The organism is Serratia sp. CY37869 (genome assembly GCF_052168895.1).
Lineage (GTDB): Bacteria > Pseudomonadota > Gammaproteobacteria > Enterobacterales > Enterobacteriaceae > Serratia > Serratia ureilytica.
Map to the genome: position 1 here is coordinate 1 of NZ_JBJNLU010000006.1, position 19634 is coordinate 19634.

The 19634-nt window shown below is 61.9% G+C and carries 17 protein-coding genes; 6 read left to right on the top strand and 11 right to left on the bottom strand.

Annotated elements, in window-relative coordinates; all coding sequences use genetic code 11:
- Both ACJ8J1_RS22860 and ACJ8J1_RS22865 read left to right on the top strand, forming a co-directional pair.
- On the top strand, window positions 1-1107 hold a 1107-nt coding region (locus ACJ8J1_RS22860; protein WP_442520431.1), incomplete at its 5' end, for an autotransporter outer membrane beta-barrel domain-containing protein.
- Window positions 1108-1563: 456 nt separating this feature from the next.
- A complete protein-coding gene (locus ACJ8J1_RS22865) occupies window positions 1564-2415 on the top strand; it encodes a helix-turn-helix domain-containing protein (protein WP_033645361.1) in 852 nt (283 codons plus the stop codon).
- On the opposite strand, the gene ACJ8J1_RS22870 is transcribed toward ACJ8J1_RS22865, so the two are convergent.
- The 4 genes from ACJ8J1_RS22870 to ACJ8J1_RS22885 form a co-directional block, all read right to left on the bottom strand.
- On the bottom strand, window positions 2405-4189 hold the full coding sequence (locus ACJ8J1_RS22870) for an ATP-binding response regulator (RefSeq protein ID WP_033645360.1): 1785 nt from the start codon (window positions 4187-4189) through the stop codon (window positions 2405-2407). The two genes, ACJ8J1_RS22865 and ACJ8J1_RS22870, sit on opposite strands and share 11 nt — an antisense overlap.
- On the bottom strand, window positions 4186-4680 hold the full coding sequence (locus ACJ8J1_RS22875) for a molybdopterin-dependent oxidoreductase (RefSeq protein ID WP_033645359.1): 495 nt from the start codon (window positions 4678-4680) through the stop codon (window positions 4186-4188). Before ACJ8J1_RS22875 ends, ACJ8J1_RS22870 begins: the two co-directional genes overlap by 4 nt.
- 160 nt (window positions 4681-4840) lie before the next feature.
- On the bottom strand, window positions 4841-6193 hold the full coding sequence (gene gorA, locus ACJ8J1_RS22880) for a glutathione-disulfide reductase (RefSeq protein ID WP_033645358.1): 1353 nt from the start codon (window positions 6191-6193) through the stop codon (window positions 4841-4843).
- A 130-nt stretch (window positions 6194-6323) separates the two neighbouring features.
- Entirely contained in the window at window positions 6324-7166 is an 843-nt protein-coding gene (locus ACJ8J1_RS22885) for a 23S rRNA (adenine(2030)-N(6))-methyltransferase RlmJ (protein WP_033636386.1), read from the bottom strand.
- 135 nt (window positions 7167-7301) lie between these two features.
- Between ACJ8J1_RS22885 and ACJ8J1_RS22890 the strand changes: the two genes are divergently transcribed.
- From ACJ8J1_RS22890 to rsmJ, 4 genes are all read left to right on the top strand, one after another.
- Window positions 7302-7706 (top strand): ASCH domain-containing protein, encoded by a 405-nt coding sequence (locus ACJ8J1_RS22890; protein ID WP_025304616.1) that lies wholly within the window; start codon window positions 7302-7304, stop codon window positions 7704-7706.
- Between the two features lie 16 nt (window positions 7707-7722).
- On the top strand, window positions 7723-8184 hold the full coding sequence (locus ACJ8J1_RS22895) for an HIT family protein (protein WP_033645357.1): 462 nt from the start codon (window positions 7723-7725) through the stop codon (window positions 8182-8184).
- A 118-nt stretch (window positions 8185-8302) separates the two neighbouring features.
- A complete protein-coding gene (gene prlC, locus ACJ8J1_RS22900; protein WP_033645356.1) occupies window positions 8303-10345 on the top strand; it encodes an oligopeptidase A in 2043 nt (680 codons plus the stop codon).
- Window positions 10346-10353: 8 nt separating this feature from the next.
- Window positions 10354-11100 (top strand): 16S rRNA (guanine(1516)-N(2))-methyltransferase RsmJ, encoded by a 747-nt coding sequence (gene rsmJ / locus ACJ8J1_RS22905; protein WP_033645355.1) that lies wholly within the window; start codon window positions 10354-10356, stop codon window positions 11098-11100.
- Between the two features lie 28 nt (window positions 11101-11128).
- Here the strand turns inward: rsmJ and ACJ8J1_RS22910 are convergent, their stop codons facing one another.
- The 7 genes from ACJ8J1_RS22910 to gdhA form a co-directional block, all read right to left on the bottom strand.
- Entirely contained in the window at window positions 11129-11728 is a 600-nt protein-coding gene (locus ACJ8J1_RS22910; protein ID WP_033645354.1) for a KpsF/GutQ family sugar-phosphate isomerase, read from the bottom strand.
- A complete protein-coding gene (locus ACJ8J1_RS22915; RefSeq protein ID WP_033645353.1) occupies window positions 11728-13365 on the bottom strand; it encodes an FGGY-family carbohydrate kinase in 1638 nt (545 codons plus the stop codon). Before ACJ8J1_RS22915 ends, ACJ8J1_RS22910 begins: the two co-directional genes overlap by 1 nt.
- Window positions 13366-13375: 10 nt before the next feature.
- The gene (locus ACJ8J1_RS22920; protein WP_033645352.1) at window positions 13376-14329 is read right to left on the bottom strand and encodes an ABC transporter permease; all 954 of its coding nucleotides are present in this window, start codon (window positions 14327-14329) and stop codon (window positions 13376-13378) included.
- A 1-nt stretch (window position 14330) separates the two neighbouring features.
- Window positions 14331-15320 (bottom strand): ABC transporter permease, encoded by a 990-nt coding sequence (locus ACJ8J1_RS22925; RefSeq protein WP_015379367.1) that lies wholly within the window; start codon window positions 15318-15320, stop codon window positions 14331-14333.
- On the bottom strand, window positions 15313-16812 hold the full coding sequence (locus ACJ8J1_RS22930) for a sugar ABC transporter ATP-binding protein (protein ID WP_033645351.1): 1500 nt from the start codon (window positions 16810-16812) through the stop codon (window positions 15313-15315). The genes ACJ8J1_RS22925 and ACJ8J1_RS22930 overlap by 8 nt, the downstream gene beginning before the upstream one ends.
- A gap of 105 nt (window positions 16813-16917) precedes the next feature.
- Window positions 16918-17904: an autoinducer 2 ABC transporter substrate-binding protein gene (locus ACJ8J1_RS22935; protein WP_033636379.1), complete on the bottom strand. Its 987-nt coding sequence runs from the start codon at window positions 17902-17904 to the stop codon at window positions 16918-16920.
- 329 nt (window positions 17905-18233) lie between these two features.
- Window positions 18234-19577: an NADP-specific glutamate dehydrogenase gene (gene gdhA, locus ACJ8J1_RS22940; protein ID WP_021505207.1), complete on the bottom strand. Its 1344-nt coding sequence runs from the start codon at window positions 19575-19577 to the stop codon at window positions 18234-18236.
- Window positions 19578-19634 lie beyond the last annotated feature (57 nt).

Consider the following 19634-nt stretch of genomic DNA (forward strand, 5'->3'; position numbering starts at 1 on the left):
GGGCGCAACGGCACGAGCTTCGCCAGCGTGGCGCAGACGCCGAACGAGCGGGCGGTGGCGGCGGCGGCGGATGCGCTGGCGGCGGGCAACCCGGTGTACGAAAGCGTTCTTAACAGCGGCACGGCGGGCGAGGCGCGGCAGGCGTTCCGTCAGCTGTCGGGGCAAATCCATGCGGATATCGCGTCGGCGCTGGTGAACGACAGCCGCTACCTGCGTGAGGCGCTGAACGGGCGTCTGCGTCAGGCGGAAGGGCTGGCGAGCTCGTCGGCCATCAAGGCGGACGAGGACGGCGCCTGGGCGCAGCTGCTGGGGGCGTGGGACCACGCGTCGGGCGACGCCAACGCCACCGGCTATCAGGCCTCGACCTACGGGGTACTGGTGGGGCTGGACTCGGCGGCGGCGGCCGACTGGCGGCTGGGGGTGGCGACCGGCTACACCCGCACCTCGCTGCACGGCGGCTACGGGTCGAAGGCGGACAGCGACAACTACCACCTGGCGGCGTACGGCGACAAGCAGTTCGGGGCGCTGGCGCTGCGTGGCGGGGCGGGCTACACCTGGCACCGCATCGACACCAAACGGTCGGTGAACTACGGGATGCAGTCGGACCGTGACACGGCGAAGTACAGCGCGCGCACCGAACAGCTGTTCGCGGAAGCGGGCTACAGCGTGCAGGGCGAGTGGCTGAACCTGGAGCCGTTCGTCAACCTGGCGTACGTGAACTTCGAAAACAACGGCATCGCGGAAAGCGGCGGCGCGGCGGCGCTGCGCGGCGACAAGCAGCACACGGATGCGACGGTGTCGACGCTGGGGCTGCGTGCGGACACCGCGTGGCAGGTGACCCCGGGCACGACGGTGGCGCTGCGTAGCGAGCTGGGATGGCAACACCAGTACGGCGGGCTGGAGCGCGGCACCGGGCTGCGGTTCAACGGCGGCAACGCGCCGTTCGTGGTGGACAGCGTGCCGGTGTCGCGTGACGGCATGGTGCTGAAGGCGGGGGCGGAAGTGGCGGTGAACGAAAACGCCTCGCTGTCGCTGGGCTATGGCGGGCTGCTGTCGCAGCACCATCAGGATAACAGCGTCAACGCCGGCTTCACCTGGCGCTTCTGACGTTCAGCGGTCATTACAACGACAACGGAGCCGGCATGCCGGCTCCGTTTTTATTTGCGGCGGTGGGGGGAGAACGTATGATGGCGCGGCGTCAGGACAATAAAAAACCGGGACCCTGACGGATCCCGGCTCAAAAGTGGGTAAAACAGATTAGCGCTAAAGGCTCAAGCCCCGTTTTGCTTATGCAGTCCGAGCGATGTGAGCATCGTCTCAGTAGCGGCAACGGAACAAATTTTCCCTGGTGTTACTATGGTTATTATTAAAAAACGTGCTGGTGTTGTTTTTTTATAGTGTATTGCTGTATGTCTCTTTTGATACCATGTTTGACGATGCAACATGGTATGTCAAGCAACGTTTTTAACGCATAATTGCATGGGATGCTAGTTTTAGATGTGGCTTTTTCAGCAGAAATAATCAAAACGACTGATAAATCAGTAAAAAAAATCGAAGGAACAAATGGATAACAATCACCAAAAATTCGATTCACAGTCGATTGCCAATCGGGTCAGAGAGCTGTTTTTACATTACGGGATTGGAAAACGTCAGCATGCCCGAGAGCTCAGCCGCATCTTGGATCTGAGTTTTTCACATGCGCACCGCAAATTGAAAGGGCAAAGCCCCTGGACGCTGGAACAGATCAACAGCGTCGCGGCCGCGCTCGGAGAAACGCCGGCGGCGATCGCCGATTTGAGTGCCGAACACGAGGCGGCCGAACCGAACATGGCGCGCGATGCCATCTTTTTTGTGGCAGGGGTCGCGATGCCTTGCGTCGGGCACATCGGCGACGAGCTTCCCGCCGGGCGGCCGGCGGAATTTGTGGCGCTGCGCATCGAGGGGCAATGGCATATCTATCGCGCCGATGAGGCGCCGGCAGGGCCGCGTTATGGCGTCGAGCTGATCGAAATCCGGCCCGGCTATGGCGACGACGAGCGTCTGAGCATTGCGGTATTGGACGATTCGCATCAGGCGGCCGATGAGTTGGCCAAGTATCTTGGCGGCTGCGGTTTCAACGCGGTGGCGTTTTACGACGTCGACAGCTTCTGTCAGGCGTTGCAGCAAAGCCTGTTCGACGGTTACGTGGTGGACTGGCTAATCGGTGAAGAAACGGCGGATCGCTGTATCGCCACCATCCGCGCCTCCGACAACCCGGACGCGCCGGTACTGGTGCTGACCGGTGAGCTGGGCACCGATCGACGCGAATCGGAAATCGCTCAGGCGATGCGCGAGTACGATGTGCTCGGCCCTTATGAAAAACCGGTGCGGCTCCATGTGATCGAAGCCGCACTGCAACGCTGTTTTAATCTTTAGCGGGGAACACCTCGGCCAGCGCGTTCGACAGCGCATCCAGCCGAACCGGCTTCATCAGGTAGTTGTCGAACAGCGCGCGCTGATCCGCCGTGAGCTGCTCCGGCGTGTAGGCGCTGATGCCGATGATCGGCACATGGCGGTTGGGGCCGCGACGATTGCGCAGCTGCCTGGCCAGGGCGGCGCCGTCGATGCCCGGCATCTGCAGATCCAGCAACAGCGCGTCGTAAGGGCGTCTGAGCAGTTTCTGCAGCGCGCGCTCCGGCGAGTCGCACAGTTCGTGCTGGTAACCCAGCTTATCCAGCAACGCCGCAAAGGCGTCACCCACCGACTTGTTGTCATCCACCACCAGCACCTGCTGCGGTTTCTGCTGCAGAGAGGCATTGGCGGCGGCGGGCTCGTCGGCGCGTTCTTCTTCACTGATCTGCACCGGAATGCTGACGATAAAGGTGCTGCCCTTCTTGATTTCGCTGTACACCGTGATGGTGCCGTCGAGCAGCGTCACCAGGCCGTGCACGATCGCCAACCCCATCCCCACGCCGGCATATTGCTTGGTATGCGACTGATCCAACTGGGTAAAGGGTCTGAAGATCTGATCGAGCTGGTCTTTTTCGATACCGATGCCGGTGTCGGTCACTTCGATAATCAACGAACTGCCGCCGGGTTGACGGCGCAGACAGCTGTGCAGCGTAATGCTGCCGCTTTCGGTGTATTTGTAGGCGTTGGTCAGCAGGTTGACGATAATCTGCCGGATGCGCAGCGGGTCGGAATGCACCAACAGGTGGCTGCACTCCACCTCGCAGCTCAGTTTGACCTGCTCTTTGCGGGTCAAAGTAGCGATTTCGTTGGCGGTCTCCGCGATCAGCTTCTGCGCGTCGAACGGCACGATGCGCAGCTCCATCATGCCGCTGTCGAGGTGCGCGTAGTCGGTCAGATCTTTCATTTGGCTTTCGATCTGCTGCGCGGCGGTCTCCAGCCGCTGGAAGGTGTCCGCATGCTCCGCCGATACCCGGGTATTCACCAGCACGTCGATGGCCGACATCACGCTCTGCAATGAGGTGCGCAGCTCGTGGCCGATGGCGCCGAGGAAGGCGTTTTTGGTGCGGGTCGCTTTCTCCGCCTCGATCGCCTTGGCCTGCTGGCGAATGGTCAGCCGCTGCTGACGGAACACGATCAGGGTGATGGCGATCAGCGCGATCACCGAGAACATGACAATCACCAGCCCATAGAAAATGATGTGCCGTTTCTCGATGTAGTCCTCATAGGCGGCGGTGCGCTGCTTCACCTCGGCGTGGTCGGTCAGGTTGGCCATTTCGATGGCGTAAGGCTTAATGGCCTTCATGGCCGCGAAAACCTGATTGAAGTCGATTTTCGGGTTATCCAGCAGTTTATCGATGCGATCCATCTGCAGGCGCATCTGCTTGACCACTTCCGGGTAGCCCGGCTCGGCGTACAGCGGTTGCGTGGATTCGGAGACGGTTTCCAGCACGTAAAAGCGCGAATAGAGGATTTCGAACCGCAGCCGCAGGTTGTCGTTGTCCACCTGCGGCGCGTGGCTCTGCTGCTCGACGAACGTGTCGAATTCCGCCAGCTTGATGGAGAACTTGGCGATCGACCAGGAGTAGTTCTCCTGCGTGCCGGCGATGGCATACAGCCCTTTCTTCGACAGGGTGGCGCTGTAGTAATAGAGCGTGACGGTCGAAGCCACCAGAAACAGCGCGGCGAAGATGGCCGGTATCGCCAGCCTGCTGCCGTTCTTAAAGGTCGTCAGCTTCATTTGATCACGATCCTGTCGACTTGCCAGATAAAGCGCGAGTTGTACAACGGCGAGTTCAGCTCAGGCCCGGCGGCGTCACGCGGGTAAACCAGGAACAGCGGGCCGAAGTTTCTGAGCTTCAGCATCTCCCCGTCCATCTTGTAGGCCAGGATCATGTTGTACTTCTTGACGTCGGACAACGGCACGTCGATGTAATAATCGTTCAGCGCGTAGAAGGTCAGCGTCTCGCCCTTGGCGCCGACGCGCTCCAGGATGTCGGCCACCGAAATCCCTTCAAACTTCCTCTGCGGCGTCCAGGAGGTGGAGGTCGTGATGCTGTGCACCGGCATCGCCAACAGCTGTTTATCGGTGAACAGATAGCTTTTTTTGACCGGATCGGTCACGTTGTCGATCTTGCCCGCCACTTCCAGGGTAAAGCTGAGCGCGCTGCTCTGGGCGATAATCAGGGCCACGCAGGCCATCGCAAGGGTTTTGCATAGTTTGAACAGCATCGGCGTTCTCCAGAGGCGCGGGGAGGTTTGTATCAGTCCCGCTAATTTATCAGGCAGAATAATGGCAGAAAAAGCAGGCGGGTGCGAAGGGAATAGTAAACCGCACAAAAAGAACAGGCCGGTATTTACCCCGGCCTGAGAGAGGGATAAACGTAGCGCCTCAGCGCATGGTGACGAACTCTTCCGCCGCAGTCGGGTGGATAGCCACGGTGTTGTCGAAGTCCTTCTTGGTGGCGCCCATCTTCACCGCTACCGCGAAGCCCTGCAGGATTTCATCCATGCCGAAGCCGATGCCGTGCAGGCCGACGATTTTCTCTTCTTTACCCGCGCACACCAGCTTCATGCGGCACGGCTGGCGGTGCTGCGTCACGGCGCTGTACATGGCGGTGAAGGAGGACTTGTACACCTTCACGTTGTCCGCGCCGAATTTCTCGATGGCTTCCGGCTCGGTCAGGCCGACGGTGCCGATCGGCGGGTGGCTGAACACCACGGTGGCGATGTTGCTGTAGTCCAGGTGCTCGTCCGGCTTGTTGTTGAACAGGCGCTCGGACAGGCGGCGGCCAGCGGCCACGGCGACCGGGGTCAGTTCTACCGCGCCGGTGTTGTCGCCCACCGCGTAGATGCCTTTGACGTTGGTGTTCTGGAACTTATCGACGTCGATGTAGCCTTTCTCATTGGTTTTCACCCCGGTCACGCCGAGGTTCAGGTTGTCGGTCGCCGGTTCGCGGCCGATGGCCCAAATCAGGCAGTCGACGGTGAATGCCTTGCCGTTTTCCAGCTGCAGCGTCAGGCTGCCGTCGGCGTTCTTGACGATTGCTTTCGGCACCGATTCGGTATGCAGGCTCGGCCCCTCGGTGTTCATCACTTCCACCAGGGTGTCGACGATCATCGGATCGAAGGTGCGCAGCGGCGCGTGCTTGCGCACGAACAGGTGCGTTTCCGCGCCCAGCGCGTTCAGCACGCCGGCGATCTCTACGGCGATATAGCCGGCGCCCACCACGGCGACGCGTTTCGGCATGGCGTCCAGCTCAAAGAAGCCGTCGGAGTCGATACCGTATTCCGCGCCCGGAATAGCCGGATGGCTTGGGCGGCCGCCGGTGGCGATCAGGATGTGATCGGCGGTGATGGTTTCGCCGTTCACTTCCACGGTGTGCGCATCCACGAAGCGCGCGAACCCTTTGATCACGTCAACCTTGTTCTTGCCCAGCACGTTATCGTAGGAGTTGTGAATGCGGTCGATATAGGCGGTGCGGTTGGCGACCAGCTTTTTCCAGTCGAAGGCGTTGACGGTGGTGTCGAAGCCGTAGTCCGGGCCGTACTGATGGATGGCCTCGGCGATCTGCGCCGCGTGCCACATGACTTTTTTCGGTACACAACCCACGTTTACACAGGTGCCGCCCAGCTCTTTGGCTTCAATCAGCGCACACTTTTGGCCGTACATGGCTGCCCGGTTGATCGATGCGATACCGCCGCTGCCGCCGCCTATTGCTAGATAATCGTAATGTTTCGTCATCTGGGATTTCCATGAGTTGTGAATTTGAAGAGGGTAAGAGTTTAACGCCTGACCGGGGTTTGTCGCAAAGATTGCGTCGATGGCTGCGATAGGCGGACGCAGGGCGCGGCAAAGCGCGCCCTGCCGGGGATTATTCCGGTACCACCCAGTTGACCAGATGGTGGCCGATGCCCGACGGCACCAGCACCTTGTGCAGCCACGGCAGCACGTTTTTCATCTGCTGTTCCAGCTTCCACGGCGGGTTGATGACGATCATGCCGGAAGCGGTCATGCCGCGCTGATCGCTGTCGGGTTTCACCGCCAGCTCGATCTGCAGGATGCGGCGAATGCCGGTGGCTTCCAGATCGCGCAGCATGCGTTTGATCTGCTGGCGCATCACCACCGGGTACCACAGCGCGTAGGTGCCGGTGGCGAAACGCTTGTAGCCTTCCTGAATGCCTTTGACCACGTCCTGGTAATCGGTCTTCATTTCATACGGCGGGTCCATCAGGATCAGGCCGCGGCGCGACGGTGGTGGCAGCTGGGATTTCAGCTGCTGATAGCCGTCGGCGCGCTGCACTTTGGCGCGCTCGTCTTTCTGGAACTCGCTGCGCAGCAGCGGGTAATCACTCGGGTGCAGCTCGGTCAGGTGAATTTTATCCTGCGGGCGCAGCAGCTGGCGGGCGATCAGCGGCGAGCCGGGATAGTAGCGCAGCGTGCCGGAACGGTTGAAGTTGTGCACCACGCTCATGTAGGCCGCCAGCTCCTCGGGCAGATCGTCGCGTTGCCACAGCAAGCCGATGCCTTCCAGGTATTCGCCGGTGCGCTCGGCGTGTTCGCCGCTGAGCTGATAACGGCCCGCGCCCGAGTGGGTATCCAGATACAGGAACGGCTTCTCTTTTTCCTTCAGCGACTCGATGATCAGGCTCTGAACGGTGTGTTTGAGCACGTCGGCGTGGTTGCCGGCGTGGAAACTGTGGCGATAACTTAACATGACGGGTGGCGGTTCCTTGTGCTCCGCAGACGGAGCATTCAATGCAATAAGGCTTATAATCTGCACAGTATAAACTGTCTGGCCGGGAAAAACCGGACTCCGTTGCCGCAGACGTTAACAGAAAGGGACAGGACGATGAGCAAACAGGCGATTTTGGCGAATTACCCCGACGCGGCGCGCTGGGCGTTCGGCGACGGCCCCGCGTTAGCCGACGAACTGCTGGGGTTGGTGCTGAGCGGGGATAAAACCGCCACCTGCAGTTCCTATGCGAGCTATCGTCGGGAACAAACCCCGAGGATCGGCGATTACAGCATCGTTCTCGATGGCCGCGGCGAACCGGCCTGCGTGATCAGGACCCTGGCGCTGCGCCTGGTGCGCTACGACCAGGTGACCGCCGAGATGGCGGCCAAAGAGGGCGAAGGCGACAAAAGCCTGGCATTTTGGCGCGAGGGGCATCAGGCATTCTTTACCCGCGAGGGGAGCTTTGCGCCGGACATGTGGCTGGTATTCGAAGAATTCGAACGGGTTGAAACGCTGTGAATCACAAGGAGAAAGGATGAGCTGCATTTTTTGCGACATCGTGGCGGGCAAGGCGCCGTGCCATAAAATCTGGGAAGACGACGACCATCTGGCGTTCCTGTCCATCTTTCCCAACACCGACGGCTTCAGCGTGGTGATCCCCAAGGCGCACCACCCGAGCTACGCGTTTGACCTGCCGGACGAGGTGCTGAGCGCGTTGATGCTGGCGACCAAGCGGGTGGCAAAGCAGCTGGATCGCGCGTTCGACGACGTCGGCCGCTGCGGCATGGTGTTTGAGGGCTACGGCGTTGACCATGTGCACGCCAAACTGATCCCGCTGCACGGCACCGCGTCGCTGGAGCAGTGGCGGCCGATCGAATCGACCTCGCCGAAGTTTTTCACGCGTTACGAAGGTTATATCTCCTCCCACGATGCGGCGCGCGCCGACGACGAACAGCTGGCGGAGCTGGCCGCCCGCATTCGCCAATGCGCCGTTTAAGGCACGAACGATCAACGCCGGGCATTGATTTTCCTGTTGCCTGGCTCCATGTTAGAGATTCATACGCATTTTAAGGCTCGCCCCCGTGGCGGGCCCCAACGCTAATCAGGACTGCCCTATGACAAATCCGTTGCTGACCCCGTTTTCCCTGCCGCCGTTTTCGGCGATCCGCCCTGAAGATATCGTGCCTGCGGTGCAATCCGCGCTGGCGGACTGCCGCGCTGCGGTAGAGCGCGTGGTCGCGCAGCCGGGGCCGTTCACCTGGGACAATCTGTGTCAGCCGTTGGCGGAGTCGGACGATCGCCTGTCGCGCATCTGGTCGCCGATCGGGCACCTGAACTCGGTGAAAAACAGCCCGGAGCTGCGCGCCGCCTATGAGCAGGCGCTGCCGCTGCTGTCCGAGTACGGCACCTGGGTCGGCCAGCACGAAGGGCTGTACCAGGCCTACCGCAGCCTGAAAGAGGGCGCGGCGTTCGAGACGCTGAGCGTGCCGCAGCGCAAGGCGGTGGACAACGCGCTGCGCGACTTCGAGCTGTCGGGCATCGGCCTGTCGGCGGACAAACAGCAGCGCTACGGCGAGATCGTCGCGCGCCTGTCCGAGCTGGGTTCCACCTACAGCAACAACGTGCTCGACGCCACCATGGGCTGGAGCAAACTGATTACCGACGAAGCCGAGCTGAGCGGCCTGCCGGAAAGCGCCCTGGCGCAGGCCCAGGCGATGGCGCAGGCCAAAGAGCAGGACGGCTGGCTGCTGACGCTGGACATGCCGAGCTACCTGCCGGTGCTGACCTACGCCGACAACCGCGCGCTGCGTGAAGAGATGTACCGCGCCTTCGCCACCCGCGCCTCTGACCAGGGGCCGAACGCCGGCAAATGGGACAACAGCGAAGTGATGGCGGAAACGCTGGCGCTGCGCCACGAGCTGGCTCAGCTGCTGGGCTTTGACACCTACGCCGACAAGTCGCTGGCGACCAAGATGGCGGAAAGCCCGGAGCAGGTGATCGGCTTCCTGAGCGATCTGGCCAAGCGCGCCCGCCCGCAGGCCGAGCAGGAGCTGGCGCAGCTGCGCGCCTTCGCCAAACAGCACTATGGCGTGGACGAGCTCGACGCCTGGGACATCACCTATTACGGCGAAAAACAAAAGCAGCACCTGTTCTCCATCAGCGACGAGCAGCTGCGCCCGTACTTCCCGGAACAGCGGGTGGTGGAAGGGCTGTTCGAAGTGGTGAAACGCATCTACGGCATCACCGCCAAAGAGCGTAAAGACGTGGATACCTGGCATCCGGACGTGCGCTTCTTCGATCTGTTCGACGCCGACGGCGAACTGCGCGGCAGCTTCTACCTCGATCTGTACGCCCGCGAAAACAAACGCGGCGGCGCCTGGATGGACGACTGCGTCGGCAGCCTGCGCAAGGCTGACGGCACGCTGCAAAAACCGGTCGCTTACCTGACCTGCAACTTCAACCGCCCGCTGGGCGACCAGCCGGCGCTGTTCACCCATAACGAAGTGACTACGCTGTTCCACGAGTTCGGCCACGGTCTGCACCACATGCTGACGCAGATCGATACCGCCGGCGTCTCCGGCATCAACGGGGTGCCGTGGGATGCGGTCGAGCTGCCGAGCCAGTTTATGGAAAACTGGTGCTGGGAGCCGGAAGCGCTGGCGTTTATCTCCGGCCACTACCAGAGCGGCGAGCCGCTGCCGAAGGCCATGCTCGACAAGCTGCTGGCGGCCAAGAATTACCAGGCGGCGCTGTTCATTCTGCGCCAGCTGGAGTTCGGTCTGTTCGATTTCCGCATGCACTTCGAATACAGCCCGGAGAAAGGGGCGCAGATCCTGCCGACGCTGGCGGAAGTGAAGAAAATGGTGGCGGTGGTGCCTTCGCCGAGCTGGGGCCGCTTCCCGCACGCCTTCAGCCACATCTTCGCCGGCGGCTACGCGGCGGGTTACTACAGCTACCTGTGGGCGGAAGTGCTGTCGGCCGACGCCTACTCGCGCTTCGAAGAAGAGGGGATTTTCAACGCCGAGACCGGCAAATCCTTCCTCGACAACATCCTGTCGCGCGGCGGTTCGGAAGAGCCGATGGCGCTGTTCAAACGCTTCCGTGGCCGCGAGCCGCAGCTGGATGCTATGCTGCGCCATTACGGCATTAAAGGATAACCCGACACGTGAGCGTGTGTTTATTGTGTGAAGCAGGCGCCGATCCCGGCGCCTTGTCTGTTTTGGCGCAGCGCTGGCGGCTGACGTCCGACGACGACGCGCCGATGGCGCTGGTACTGACCCCGCAGCGGCTGGAGCTGCGCAAGCGCGACGAGCCGAAGCTTGGCGGGATCTACGTCGATTTCGTCTCCGGCGCCATGGCGCACCGGCGCCGCTTCGGCGGCGGCCGCGGCGAGGCGGTGGCCAAGGCGGTCGGCATCAAGGGCAGTTACCTGCCGGACGTGGTGGACGCCACCGCCGGGCTGGGGCGCGACGCCTTCGTGCTGGCGGCGCTGGGCTGCCGGGTGCGGATGCTGGAGCGCAATCCGGTGGTGGCGGCGTTGCTGGACGACGGCCTGCAGCGCGGCTATCAGGATGCGGAAATCGGCCCGTGGCTGCGCGATCGTCTGACGCTGCTGCACGCCTCCAGCCTGACGGCGCTGGCGGATCTCAGCCCGCGCCCGGAGGTGGTGTATCTCGATCCGATGTTCCCGCACAAGCAGAAAAGCGCGCTGGTGAAGAAAGAGATGCGGGTGTTCCAATCGCTGGTGGGCAGCGACGATGACGCCGACGGCCTGCTGGAACCGGCGCGCCGTTTGGCGACCAAGCGCGTGGTGGTGAAACGCCCGGACTACGCGCCGCCGCTGGCCGATGTGCCGGCGCACGCCGCCACGCTGACCAAAAGCCACCGTTTCGATATCTACATGCCGCTGTAATGTCTGCCGGGCCCGCGGTGTCGGGCCCTCAGTTTTCCTCCCGCAAACTTTTCCCCACGCCGCCGCCCGGATGCACCGCCAGCAAGGTGTCCTTATCGTAACCGCTGCGCGTCATCAGGCAGGTGCAGGCGGCGTCGAAGATCGCCAACACCAGCACAATTGAGGTGGTGGCCAGCATGTTCAGCGGATCTATCTCCTTTTGCACCCCGGTGGCGATCGTCAGCTGCGCCGCCTGCGCGATGGCGGAATGCGGGTTTTCCGTCACCGCGATCAGCGTCACCCCCTTGGCCTGCAGCGTCGGCAGCAGGCGGGTCAGCTCGTCGGAATTGCCGCCGCGCGAGATCAGGATCAGCAGATCGTCGGCGCGCAGAAAACCCAGATCGCCGTGCGCAGCGCCGGTGGCGTCGAGGTAGACCGCCGGCCGCTCCACGCAGGCCAGCATATGGGCTATCTTGCGCGCCGCAATCCCCGAGGTGCCGACGCCGGTGACGGCGATTTTACCGCGGCAGTCGGCCAGCAGCGCCAGCAGCCGTTGCCAGGTGCGCGCATCGAGGCGTTCGCCCAGCTGCGCCAGCTCCTGGCTGTAGGTTTGCCAGCCCTGCACGGCCTGCCGCCACTCTTGCTGCATCACGCCTCCTCCTGCATCAACCGGCGGTATTTCATGTGGTCGTTGTACAGCTCGTGGAACACCCGGTATTTGCGATCGTAGTAGCTTTTTATCTGGTTGGTCTGCGGCGTCACCGTCTTGCCGATGCGGCTCATGGCGCTCATCGCCTCCGGCAAGGTGTCGAACACGCCGGCCGCCACGGTGCCCATCATCGCGCCGCCCAGCAGCATCGCTTCGCTCTCCTCCGGCAGCAGCATGGCGCAACCGGTAGCGTTGGCGTGCTCTTGCACGAAGATCGGGTTCTTGGTGCCGCCGCCGCTGGCCATGATGGTGTCGATGCTGTAGCCGCTGTGGTTCATGGTTTCGATGATGTGGCGGGTGCCGAGCGCGATGGCCTGAATGGTGGCCAGGTAGTGCAGCGCCATGTCCTCCGGCGTGCGCGACAGCTTCAGCCCGGTCAGGATGCCGGTCAGCATCGGGTTGGCGCGCGGCGAGCGGTTGCCGTGGAAGTACGGCAGCATGTGAATGTCCTGCGTCAGGAAGGCGATGTTCTCCGGCTCGCCGGCCATGCGGCGCAGAATGGCGTTCAGCACCTCATAGATGGTCTGGCCCTGAGTTTTCGCCTGCGCCAGCAGCTCCTGATAGCACGGGTGCGACTGGATGACGTGGTCGATCAGCGCGCCGGTGGCGGACTGGCCGCCTTCGTTCAACCAGTATTCCGGCAGGATCGCCGAGTAATACGGCCCCCAAACGCCGCCGATAAAGCGCGCGGTGCGCGACATCGCCATATGACCGGTGGAGGTGCCGCCGATCAGCGCGACGCGGCGGTTGAAGTCGGCCACCTCGCCGGAGACGCCGGTGGCGCCCAGCGTGCCGAGGGTGCCGGCGTGGGCGTCGATGATTGACACGCTCACCGCCGTGCCGGCGATCAGCCCCATCTCGCTGGCGGCGCGCTGAGTCAGGCCATGGCCCAGCGGCTCGCCCATCATTTTAACGTCGCTGCCGATCTTGGCGGCGTCGTGTTCCAGCACGTCTTCCAGCCCGATCTGCTGGAAGTAGCTCTTGTCCCAACGCTGCTCGTGGCCGAGATAGGTCCACTTGCACACCGTCGAGCACAGCGAGCGGGTGGCGTCCTGGGTGGCGCGCCAGGTGAGGAAGTCCGGCAGATCGAACAGGTAACCGGCGTTGGCCCAGGTGGTGGGCATGTGTTGCTTCAGCCACAGCAGTTTCGGCGTCTGCATCTCCGGCGAAATGATGCCGCCGACGAAGTCCAGCACCCGGTGTTTGGTGGCGTTGATGCGCTCGGCCTGGGCGATCGCCCGGTGATCCATCCACACGATGATGTTCTGCTCGGTGCGGCCGGAGGGGCTGACGGTCAGCGGTTTGCCTTCTTTATCCAGCACCACCAGCGAACAGGTGGCGTCGAAGCCCAGCCCTTTGACCTGGATCGGGTTGATGTCGGCCTGGTTGACCGCGTCGCGCACCGCATTGCACACCGCCTGCCAGATGTTATCCGACGACTGCTCGACGAAATCCGCCTTCGGCCGGTACAGATCGATGGCCCGGCTGGCCTGGCCGACCATGCGGCCATTGAGATCGAATACGCCCGCGCGCGCGCTTCCGGTGCCCACATCTACGCCAATAAAATAGCTCGCCATTATTTTCTCCTCAGGCTTTTCGATTCTGTAACGCGATAAACAGGATCAGCACGCCGCCCCACAGGGCCATGGTCAGGTAGCTGCTGACCCCCAGCAAATTGAGGCCGCTTTCCAACATTTGCAGCACGATCAGCGCCAGCACCAGCCCCAGAATGCGGCCGAAGCCGCCGTCCGGGTTAATGCCGCCCAGCACCGAGGCCAGAATGGTCACCAGCAGATAAGATTCGCCGTAGCCGGCCTTGGCCGAGTTGAACTTGGCCATCATCAGCAGGGCGGCGCCCCAGCCGAGCAGCGCCGACAGGATATACACCGTGATCTGCACCCGCGCGGTGTTCACGCCGCTGAAGCGGGTGGCCTGCTCGTTGGAGCCGATCAGGTACAGGCTGCGCCCCAGCGTGGTGTGCTCCAGCAGCAGCCACAGACCCACCGCCACCAGCAGGAACAGGATCAGCGCCACCGGCACGCCGAGCACGGCGCCGTTGCCGAGAAATTGAATCGCCGCCGGGAAGCCGGAGATCACCGCGCCGTTGGACAGCAGAATATTCAGGCCGGTGATCAGGGTCATGGTGCCGAGCGAGGCGAGGATGGGCGAGACGCCTATCCAGGCTACCAGCGCGCCGTTGAGCGCGCCGATCGCCACCGCCACCAGCAGGCCGGCCAACAGCGCCAGCGCCAGGAACAGCGGCTGGTCGGGATGGCTGACGATGATCGCCGCCATCACCAGCGAACAGGCGTTGGCGCCGGCGATGATCGACAGGTTGATGCCGCCGGTCAGCATGGTGATGCCCATGCCGAGCGCCAGCAGGCCGAGGATCGGCAGCTGCGAGGCGATCGACTGGAAGTTGCCGAGGCTGAAGAAGCGCGATCCGAGCAGCCCGGCGAACAGCAGCGCCACCGCGATGATGATCGCGCCCTGCAGGCGAATGATCCGATCGTTTGGGATCAACCGAGTTAACTGCGTCATGTCAGATCTCCTTGAGCAGCTTGCGTTTTTCGTTCCAGGCGGTGGTGCTGATGCTGATCAAAATGATCGCGCCGCTGAATACCTGGTGCCAATAGGCCGAGACGCTGAGCAGCGTCAGCCCGTTTTGCAGGAAGGCCAGCAGCACCACGCCGAGCAGGGTGCCGGTCAACGATCCGCGGCCGCCGCTCATGCTGGTGCCGCCCAGCACCACCGCCGCCAATACCGTCAGCTCGAAGCCGAGCAGCGAGTTGGGCGCCACCGACTGGGTGATCTGCGCCTGCACCACCGCCGCGACGCCGGCCAGAATGCCCATATAGCCGTAGACGCAGAAGTGCAGCCGCAGCAGGTTCAACCCCAGGCGCGACGCCGCGTCGCGGTTGCCGCCCATGGCGTAGATCTGGCGCCCCAGCCGGGTGCGGTTCATCAGCACGCCGGTGACGACGATGGTTGCCAGCAGGCACAGCAGCGGCAGCGTCAGGCCGTAGTCGTAACCGTCGGCGCCCTGGAACGAGAACCAGTTGATGCCGTTCATGAACCAGTCCGGGAAGCCGTACAGCCAGGTGCCGTTGGTGGCGTATACCAGCAGGCCGTAGAACAGGTTAAGGGTGGCGATGGTGATGATGATCGCCGGCACCTTCAGCCAGTACACCAGGAAACCGTTCACCAGCCCGAGCAGCAGGCCGACGCCAATCGCCAGGGCGAACGCCAGCGGGAAGCTGCCGCCGTGCTGGATCACCCAACTGGCCATCACATACTGCGCGATGGCGGTGACCGCCGGGAACGAAATGTCGATGCCGCCGGCGATCAGCACCACGAACAGCCCGCAGGCCAGGATGCCGAGAATGGCGTAGCTGGTGGCGACGTCGGTCAGGTTGCCGAGCGTCAGAAACTCATCGGTGCCGGCGCTCAGGCCGATCGCCAGCAGCAGCACCAGCAGGCCGAGATAAAACTCGTGCCGCCCGGCCAGGCGGGCCAATAATGACTTATCCATTCACCACCTCGGCGATCTGTTGTTCGGTACTCTGGTGCGGCGCGAATTCGGCGATCAGTTCGCCTTTGCGCATCACCATCACCCGATGGCTGTTGTAATAGGCTTCTGGGATCTCGTCGCAGATCATCAGCACCGCCATGCCCAGCTGCGCCAGATCGCGGGCGATCTGGTAGATCCCCTCTTTGTTGGCGATGTCCACGCCGACGGTGGGCGAGTCGAGGATCAGGATCTTCGGCTGGGTCGCCACCCACTTGGCGATGGCGATGCGCTGGGCGTTGCCGCCGGACAGGGTTTTCACCGGCAATGCGCTGTCGGACACCTTGATGTTCAGATCGCGGATCAGCCGGTTAACCAGCTCGGTCGCCTTGGCGTGATCCAGCAATCCAAGCGAGGTATGCAGCCGATCGAAGACGGTGACGATGGTGTTGTCGTAGATCGATTGCTCCATGATCAATCCCTGCGTCAGACGATCTTCCGACACGTAGCCGATGCCGTGGCGCACCGCTTCGCGGTTGTTGTGCAGCTGCACCGACCGGCCCTCGATGCGGATCTCGCCGCTGTCCGGCCGCGTCATGCCGAACAGGCTGAGGCACAGTTCGGTGCGGCCGGCGCCGAGCAGGCCGACGATCGAGACGATCTCGCCGCCGCGCAGCGCCAGATTGACGTTGCGGTATTTCTCGCCGCGGCTGAGGTTGCGCACCTCGAGCAGCGGCGCCTGTTCGGCCGGCGGCAGCGGGGGCAGCGGGCTGTAATGAAAGCGTTGGCCGGTCATCAGGAACGCCAGTTCATGGCTGTCCAGTTCGCTGGCCGGCCAGGTGCCCACCAGCTTGCCGTCGCGCATCACGCTGATGCGATCGGCGACTTCCATCACTTCATCCAATCGGTGGCTGACGAACACCACGCAGATGCCGGCCGCCTTCAGTTCGTTGACCACCCGCAGCAGGCCGTCGACCTCCTGGCGGGTCAGCGAGGCGGTCGGTTCGTCCATGATAACCAAGCGCGCTTCGGCGGCGATGGCGCGGCAAATCGCCACCAGCTGCCGATCGGCGATCGACAGTTTTTCTACTTTTTTATCGGGATCGATGTGTACGCCGACCCGCGCCATGGCGTCCAGCGCCGTCTGGCGCATCACCCGCTTGTGCACCCAGAAGTGGCCGCCGGGCAGGTAACGGTGGATGGCGATGTTTTCCGCCACCGTCAGGTTAGGGAACAGCGACAGGTCCTGGTAGATCACCTGTATGCCGTAATAACCGGACAGCTGCGGCGTCAGGGCGTGGAAGAGTTTGCCTTCCAGCGAAATATTGGCGCCTTTTTCCGGCTGATAGACGCCGGAGATGATTTTAATGATGGTGCTTTTGCCGCAGCCGTTTTGCCCGGCCAGGCAGTGCACTTCGCCTTTATTCAGCGTCAGGTTGATCTGGTCTAATGCCAGCACGCCTGGGAATCGCTTGCTGATATTCTCCAGGGTGATAAATGCGGGGGAGGCTGTCATAACGTTAACCTGTGCTTGCGTAGCGGCCGAAGCCCTGGGCGCAGCGTTGCTGCGCCCCTACGAGGGTTTAACTACTTTCCCGGTGTGGCGAAATTACGCGAAAAATCAGAATCCGAGCGATTGGGCGTTGTCTTTGGTCACTTCCAAAATCTTATTAAACCGAATCACTTTGTGTTCCATATCGACGTCGGCTTTGCCGAGGCCCTCGATCGACAGGTCCTTATTCACTTCTTTGCCCTGCAGCAGCTGGTCGGCCACCGTCACCAGCGCATAACCGGCGTCTTTCGGATCCCACAGCAGCGCTTTCTTGATGTCGCCGCGCATCAGGTAAGGAGCGGCCTGCGCCGGCATGGCGATGCCCACCACCGCGATTTTGTCCTTGGCGCGTTTCTTGGCCACCGCCTGGCCGGCGCCGATTGGGCCGAGCGAACCGAAGCCGATGATGCCCTTCATCTGCGGATAGGTTTTCATCAGATCCAGCGTGGTGGCGTAGGATTTGTCGATGCTTTCCGCCACCGGCAAGCGCGAGGTGACTTCAAACATGTCCGGGTATTTTTCTTTCTGGTATTTGATGGCGGAATCGGCCCAGGCGTTGTGCAACGGCACAGTCAGCGAGCCGACGTAGATCGCGTAGCCGCCTTTGCCGCCCATGTCTTTCGCCAGCTCATCGACGTTGGCCTGCGCGTATTTCTCGCTGTCGATGGTCTCGATGTCCCACTGGCCGATCTGCTGGTCCGGGGATTCATGGGTCAGCACCACGATGCCTTTGTCGCGCGCTTTTTTCAGCACCGGCTCCAGCACCTTGGCGTCGTTCGGCACCACGATGATGGCGTTGACGTTCTTGGCGATCAGATCCTCAATCACCTTGACCTGCGCAGCCGGATCCGGCGTAGACGGGCCGGTCTGGTAAGCGTTGACGTCGAGTTTTTTCGCCGCTTCGTTGACGCCCACTTCCATGCGGTTGAACCACGGAATGCCGGTCACTTTGGCGACCACGGCAATCTCATATTTATCAGCGGCGAACACAGGTGTTGTCGATAACATGCACGCAGAAACCACACATGCATTTAATAATGCGAGGTTAAATTTCATTAGCTGTACCTTTTTTTATCTGTAGGGGTGGCGGTTTTTCCACCGCTGCAGATTACAAAGGAATGGAAGAGGGGGCGTAGCTGAAGTTAATAAAATGTGATCTGCGCACATTTAAGTAAAATACTGGCGTATTTAGTGTTAAATAAATGTTTAATTATTTGGTGGTGGTAAACTTACTACCAATTAAACGGCCATAAATAACTTTTTATTAACCTTTAATTAACTTTCATGCATCATTTTGATGGCTTGGACGCGGAAAAAAATGCCGGCGCAGAGGCCGGCATTGAAGCATTTAATCGATGTGTGAACAAGATCACCTTTGCGCCCGATTACAGCACGCCCTGGGCCAGCATCGCCTCCGCAACCTTAACGAAACCGGCGATATTCGCGCCGTGTACATAGTGGGTTTGCTTGCCCTCGCCGCCGTATTCCACGCAGGCATGGTGAATATCCGCCATGATATGTTGTAAACGTACATCCACTTTTTCCGCCCGCCAGCCGATGCGCGCGGCGTTTTGCGCCATCTCCAGCCCCGAGGTGGCTACGCCGCCGGCGTTGGCCGCCTTGCCGGGCGCGAACAGCACCCCGGCGTCGAGGAAGGCGTCGGTGGCCTGGATGGTGGTCGGCATGTTGGCGCCTTCCGCCACCGCTTTCACCCCATTGCGGATCAGCGTCTGCGCCGCCTCGAGGTCCAGTTCGTTCTGGGTGGCGCACGGCAGGGCGATATCCACCGGCACGTTCCACGGCTGCTGGCCCGCCAGGTAGGTCAGGCCGCGTTCGCGGGCATAGTCCGCCACCCGGCCGTAGCGCTGGTTTTTGATCTCCGCCAGGTGCGCCAGCTTCTCGGTGGTGAAGCCGTCTTCGTCCACCAGAGTGCCGCCGGAATCCGACACGGTGATCACGCGCGCGTCCAGCTCCAACGCTTTCTCGATGGTGTACTGCGCCACGTTGCCGGAGCCGGACACCGCCACCCGCATGCCCTCAAAGCCCAAGCCGTGGCGCTGCAGCATGGCGTCGGTAAAGTACACCAGGCCGTAGCCGGTCGCCTCGGGGCGGATCAGGCTGCCGCCGAAGGAGAGCCCTTTGCCGGTAAACACGCAGGCGGTGTTGTTGGACAGTTTCTTCATCATGCCGGCCATAAAGCCGACTTCACGGCCGCCGACGCCGATGTCGCCGGCCGGCACGTCGGTGTCCGGGCCCAAGTGGCGATACAGTTCGGTCATCAGCGCCTGGCAGAAACGCATGATCTCGCCCTGGCTTTTGCCCTTCGGATCGAAATCGGAGCCGCCTTTGCCGCCGCCCATCGGCAGGGTGGTCAGCGCATTCTTGAAGGTCTGCTCAAAGCCGAGGAACTTCAGGATCGACAGGTTCACCGACGGGTGGAAGCGCATGCCGCCCTTGTAGGGGCCGATGGCCGAGTTGAACTGGACACGAAAGGCGCGATTGACCTGCACCTGGCCGCGATCGTCCACCCAGCTGACGCGGAACTGAATGATGCGCTCGGGCTCCACCAGGCGCTCCAGCAGCGCCTGTTCGCGATAGCGCGGGTTGCGCTCGATAAATGGCCACAGCGAGGTGAACACTTCGCGCACGGCCTGCAGATATTCCGGCTGGTGGGGGTTATGGCGTTGTAACGAGGACAGGAAAGACTCTACCGATACGGCATATTCCATGGATAACTCCTTTTAGCATTAAATTTTCCCCCGCTATTTCTTATAGATTTGGGTATA

Excerpts from the sequence above, each read along its gene's own strand:
- ACJ8J1_RS22865 (WP_033645361.1), top strand. The coding sequence starts at position 1,564 with ATGGATAACAATCACCAAAAATTCGATTCACAGTCGATTGCCAATCGG.
- ACJ8J1_RS22870 (WP_033645360.1), bottom strand. The coding sequence starts at position 4,189 with ATGAAGCTGACGACCTTTAAGAACGGCAGCAGGCTGGCGATACCGGCC.
- ACJ8J1_RS22875 (WP_033645359.1), bottom strand. The coding sequence starts at position 4,680 with ATGCTGTTCAAACTATGCAAAACCCTTGCGATGGCCTGCGTGGCCCTG.
- gorA (WP_033645358.1), bottom strand. The coding sequence starts at position 6,193 with ATGACGAAACATTACGATTATCTAGCAATAGGCGGCGGCAGCGGCGGT.
- ACJ8J1_RS22885 (WP_033636386.1), bottom strand. The coding sequence starts at position 7,166 with ATGTTAAGTTATCGCCACAGTTTCCACGCCGGCAACCACGCCGACGTG.
- ACJ8J1_RS22890 (WP_025304616.1), top strand. The coding sequence starts at position 7,302 with ATGAGCAAACAGGCGATTTTGGCGAATTACCCCGACGCGGCGCGCTGG.
- ACJ8J1_RS22895 (WP_033645357.1), top strand. The coding sequence starts at position 7,723 with ATGAGCTGCATTTTTTGCGACATCGTGGCGGGCAAGGCGCCGTGCCAT.
- prlC (WP_033645356.1), top strand. The coding sequence starts at position 8,303 with ATGACAAATCCGTTGCTGACCCCGTTTTCCCTGCCGCCGTTTTCGGCG.
- ACJ8J1_RS22910 (WP_033645354.1), bottom strand. The coding sequence starts at position 11,728 with ATGCAGCAAGAGTGGCGGCAGGCCGTGCAGGGCTGGCAAACCTACAGC.
- ACJ8J1_RS22915 (WP_033645353.1), bottom strand. The coding sequence starts at position 13,365 with ATGGCGAGCTATTTTATTGGCGTAGATGTGGGCACCGGAAGCGCGCGC.
- ACJ8J1_RS22920 (WP_033645352.1), bottom strand. The coding sequence starts at position 14,329 with ATGACGCAGTTAACTCGGTTGATCCCAAACGATCGGATCATTCGCCTG.
- ACJ8J1_RS22925 (WP_015379367.1), bottom strand. The coding sequence starts at position 15,320 with ATGGATAAGTCATTATTGGCCCGCCTGGCCGGGCGGCACGAGTTTTAT.
- ACJ8J1_RS22930 (WP_033645351.1), bottom strand. The coding sequence starts at position 16,812 with ATGACAGCCTCCCCCGCATTTATCACCCTGGAGAATATCAGCAAGCGA.
- ACJ8J1_RS22935 (WP_033636379.1), bottom strand. The coding sequence starts at position 17,904 with ATGAAATTTAACCTCGCATTATTAAATGCATGTGTGGTTTCTGCGTGC.
- gdhA (WP_021505207.1), bottom strand. The coding sequence starts at position 19,577 with ATGGAATATGCCGTATCGGTAGAGTCTTTCCTGTCCTCGTTACAACGC.